This window comes from Cupriavidus sp. 05T313 (assembly GCF_056396665.1).
Window position 1 is genome coordinate 1 of record NZ_JBFTLX010000406.1, and the last position, 3982, is coordinate 3982.

4 protein-coding genes and 1 pseudogene are annotated in these 3982 nt (G+C 63.3%); 3 read left to right on the forward strand and 2 right to left on the reverse strand.

The window, feature by feature from the left end; translation table 11 throughout:
* The 3 genes and pseudogenes from AC1DKD_RS39805 to AC1DKD_RS39815 form a co-directional block, all read left to right on the forward strand.
* Window positions 1-184: pseudogene (locus AC1DKD_RS39805) on the forward strand (ABC transporter ATP-binding protein); the annotation flags it as partial.
* Window positions 185-194: 10 nt separating this feature from the next.
* Window positions 195-1079, forward strand: coding sequence for a branched-chain amino acid ABC transporter permease (locus tag AC1DKD_RS39810; protein WP_441637580.1), 885 nt, complete (start codon window positions 195-197; stop codon window positions 1077-1079).
* A gap of 74 nt (window positions 1080-1153) precedes the next feature.
* Complete coding sequence (locus tag AC1DKD_RS39815; RefSeq protein ID WP_441637582.1) at window positions 1154-2191, forward strand: branched-chain amino acid ABC transporter permease; 1038 nt, start codon at window positions 1154-1156, stop codon at window positions 2189-2191.
* On the opposite strand, the gene AC1DKD_RS39820 is transcribed toward AC1DKD_RS39815, so the two are convergent.
* Both AC1DKD_RS39820 and AC1DKD_RS39825 read right to left on the reverse strand, forming a co-directional pair.
* Window positions 2188-3180, reverse strand: a complete 993-nt coding sequence (locus AC1DKD_RS39820; protein WP_441637584.1) for a Bug family tripartite tricarboxylate transporter substrate binding protein — start codon at window positions 3178-3180, stop codon at window positions 2188-2190. The genes AC1DKD_RS39815 and AC1DKD_RS39820 overlap by 4 nt on opposite strands.
* A 19-nt stretch (window positions 3181-3199) precedes the next feature.
* Complete coding sequence (locus AC1DKD_RS39825; protein WP_441637586.1) at window positions 3200-3403, reverse strand: hypothetical protein; 204 nt, start codon at window positions 3401-3403, stop codon at window positions 3200-3202.
* Window positions 3404-3982: the final 579 nt, after the last annotated feature.

Here is a 3982-nt window from a genome sequence, read left to right on the forward strand (position 1 = left end):
GCGCATGATCCTGATGCTCAAGAAGAAGGGCTACACGGTGGTGATGGTGGAGCAGAACTTCCGCTTCGCCGCGCCGCTGGCCGATCGCTTTTATGTGATGGAACACGGCACCATCGTCGAGCGCTTCGCGGCCGCGGAGCTGCAGGCCAGGATGCCGGTGCTGAACGAGTTGCTGGGGGTGTGAGGAACGCTTTATGACGATACTGAATTTTCCCCTTCCCGCCTTGCTGTCCCAGTTGCTGCTGGGGCTGGTCAACGGTGCTTTCTACGCGATGCTGAGCCTTGGCCTGGCGGTCATCTTCGGGCTGCTCAACGTCATCAACTTTGCCCATGGGGCGCTGTTCATGCTCGGCGCGGTGCTGGCCTGGATGGGCATGAGCTACCTCGGGCTCGGCTACTGGGCGATGCTTGTGCTCTCGCCGCTGGCGGTGGCGCTGATCGGGATCGTGATCGAGCGCACGATGCTGCGCTGGATCTACAAGCTCGACCATATCTACGGTTTGCTCCTGACGCTGGGCATCACGCTGGTGATCGAGGGCATCTTCCGTTCGGTCTACGGTGTGTCCGGGCTGCCGTACTCGGCACCGGAGTCACTGGGTGGTGCCACCAACCTGGGCTTCATGATGCTGCCCAACTACCGCGCCTGGGTGGTGGCCGCTTCGCTGGTGGTGTGCTTCTCCACCTGGTACCTGATCGAGAAGACCAGGCTGGGCGCCTACCTGCGTGCGGGCACCGAGAATCCCAAGATAGTCGAGGCCTTCGGCGTCAACGTGCCGCTGATGGTGACGCTGACCTACGGCTTCGGGGTGGCGCTGGCGGCCTTTGCAGGCGTGCTGGCGGCGCCGGTGATTCAGATCTCGCCGCTGATGGGGCAGAACCTGATCATTATCGTGTTCGCCGTGGTGGTGATCGGCGGCATGGGCTCGATCATGGGTTCGATCCTGACCGGCCTTGGCCTGGGCGTGATCGAAGGGCTGACCAAGATGTTTTATCCCGAGGCTTCGGCCACGGTGGTGTTCCTCATCATGGCAATCGTACTGATGCTGCGCCCGTCGGGGCTGTTCGGGAGAGAGAGATGATGCATCAACCAACTGGCGCGGCGGTGGCCGCGGGCGAGGCAGGACAGGCAGGAAACGCAAGACAGGAGCGGGGCATGCAGAAGAAGCTGTGGTATGGATTGCTGCTGGTGGCGTTGATGCTGGCGCCGATGGCCGGGGCGTATCCGGTGTTTGTGCTCAAGGTGCTGTGCTTCGCGCTGTTCGCCTGCGCCTTCAACCTGCTGGTCGGGTATACCGGGCTGCTGTCGTTCGGCCATGCCGCCTTCTTTGGCGGCGCGGGCTATGCCGCCGGCCATGCCATGAAAGTGTGGGGCGTCACGCCGGAAGCTGGAATGGTGCTGGGGACGCTGGCCGGCGGCTTGATCGGCTACGTGGTGGGGACGCTGGCGATCCGGCGCCAGGGCATCTATTTCTCGATGATCACGCTGGCATTGGCGCAGATGCTGTTCTTTGTCTGCTTGCAAGCGCCAGCCACGGGCGGCGAGGATGGCCTGCAGGCCATCCCGCGCGGCAAGCTGTTCGGCGTACTGCCGCTGGCCGACGACCTGACGCTGTACTACGTGGCGCTGGCCGTCATCGTGGCCGCGTTTGCGCTGATCGTGCGTACGGTGCATTCCCCGTTTGGCCAGATCCTGAAGGCCATCAAGGAGAACGAACCGCGCACCGTCTCGCTAGGCTACGACACAGACCGCTTCAAGCTGATGGCGTTCGTGCTGTCCGCCGCGCTGTCAGGGCTGGCCGGGTCGATCAAGGCGCTGGTGCTGGGCTTTGCCACGCTGACCGACGTGCATTGGGCGATGTCGGGCTCGGTGATCCTGATGACGCTGGTGGGCGGGCTGGGCACGCTGTCAGGGCCGTTGGCCGGCGCCTTGGTTGTCGTGGCGCTGGAGACCAAGCTTGGCGCCATCGGCAGCTTCTTGGCTTCTGCCACGGGCATCGCGTGGTTCGGCTCGCTGGGGGAGTCGGTCACGATGGTGACGGGCGTCATCTTTATCGCTTGCGTCCTGCTGTTCCGCCGGGGCATTGTGGGCCAGCTTGCACTGATCGAGGGCAGGCGTATAGCTGGTCGATGGCTACGAGCACCGCGCTTGATCCCCAAACGGTCCAAAGTGGACCAGATAGGGGGAGCTTAATCCAGCTTGATTCGCGCGTCTCTTGCCAGTTGCCGATACTGTGCGATCTCGGCGCGCACGCGCTGGCGGAAATCCTCGGCGCGGCCATGTCCGACAAAAATAGCTCGTTCGGCGAGCGTATTCTGAAATTCCGGATTCTGCAGGACCGTCTGCAGTTCCACTCGCAGCCGCCCCAGGACATTCTGCGGAGTACCGCGAGGGGCGGCTATGCCGTACCAGAACGCGCCGCTCGACATGGTGACACCGACTTCAGAAAAGGTGGGAACTGCGCTGTACTGAGGCAACCGTGCCGCACTGCTGATTGCTAACGGTTTCAGCCGGCCGGCATCAATGAGCGGTTTGGCAACGGCAAAGGGATCGAGGCTCAGATCGATTTGTCCACCGATGACATCGGCAAGTACCTGCATGCTGCCTCGATAGGCTACAGGCGTCATGTCCACTTGGAAGGTAGAGGCAATCATCGCTCCCACAAGGTGGGGGGCCGTCCCTGGGCCTGTGGTGCCATACGTGACCGCGCCAGGCCGCGCGCGCGCTTGCGCCAGCAGGCTGGCGAACGACTCAATGGTGGCGTTCTCCGCGCGGGTCGATACGACAATGGAGGTCTCACCGACGATGGCGACAGGCGCCCACGTGTCCTCGGCCGCGATCGGCAGACGTGGCCGTAGGGCCGGCAGCATGGAGAAAGTGGTGGAACTGCCCAGGAGAAGCGTGTAGCCGTCAGGGGGTGCCTTTGCTACATGTTCCGCCCCTATCAGCGTGGACCCGCCGGGGCGGTTTTCAATGACCACCGGCTGCCCTAGCCTGAGCCGCAGCTTGTCTGCAATCATGCGCGCGATTGAATCGCTAAGCCCGCCCGGACTGAAGGGAACGACAAGGTGCACCGGGCGCTCAGGGAACGAATCCGCATGGGCGGGCGCATTGGTCAGGATGCCTCCGACCAGCAGGGCACAGATATAGAGTTGGCGCATGGAAGTGGGTAACAGCATCATCCGAATGTCGATTTGCCGTTTACCCTGCGGCCATGTTCACAACCATGCCGTCGGCGGCGAACTTGTCCCTCAGCGCCTGCGCCTTGAGTGGATCGACCCGATAATGACCACCTTGCCGGCATTCAGGCGGCGGATCTGCGTGGCCAGTGCCTCTACGGACGTCGTCGAACATTTTGTCAAGGGAAACATCATCAGGCTCTTGGGCGACATAACCAATTCTCATCGTTGCATATGCCTGTCCGGTCGCGCAATGGCGCGTCATCGATACACGTATCGATGATAGCGTCGCGCAGCCGTGACGTCACCCCGCTGCAGATTCCGATTGCCTGGGAGAAYGGGGGCTCATTCGACCACTATGACGGCTCCGGACCGCGCGCGACACGCTCGGCCGGCAACTGTCCGAGACAGAGCGGGCGCTCGGGCGAGCGCAGGCGGAGGCCACCCCGCCGGGCGCTGGCGACGAAAGCCAAGTTCAGGCCTGAGCGGCGTGGGAAGAGGGGGGTTGGACCACCGCGCCCTCCCGCTGGCGCGGATTTCCACTTCAGCCATTCCCGGAGCAACCTTGAAGTCCGCTTAGCCCCCGATTTCGCGCGCTCTCCTTCTTGCAGTTTTACCCCCTGGTAGTGCCTTCGCACGAGGCGGCCGTGGGACCCTCGCGGCCTCCACAATGCGGGGGCACGTGCCGTTCAAACCTTGGCGTGGGTGGCGGCCCATTGCGACGGGTTGACGTCGATGCTCAGCGGGCCGAAGCCGGAGCCGATCACGCCGACGTTGTTGAGCGTGTTCACGTTGATGCTTTGCA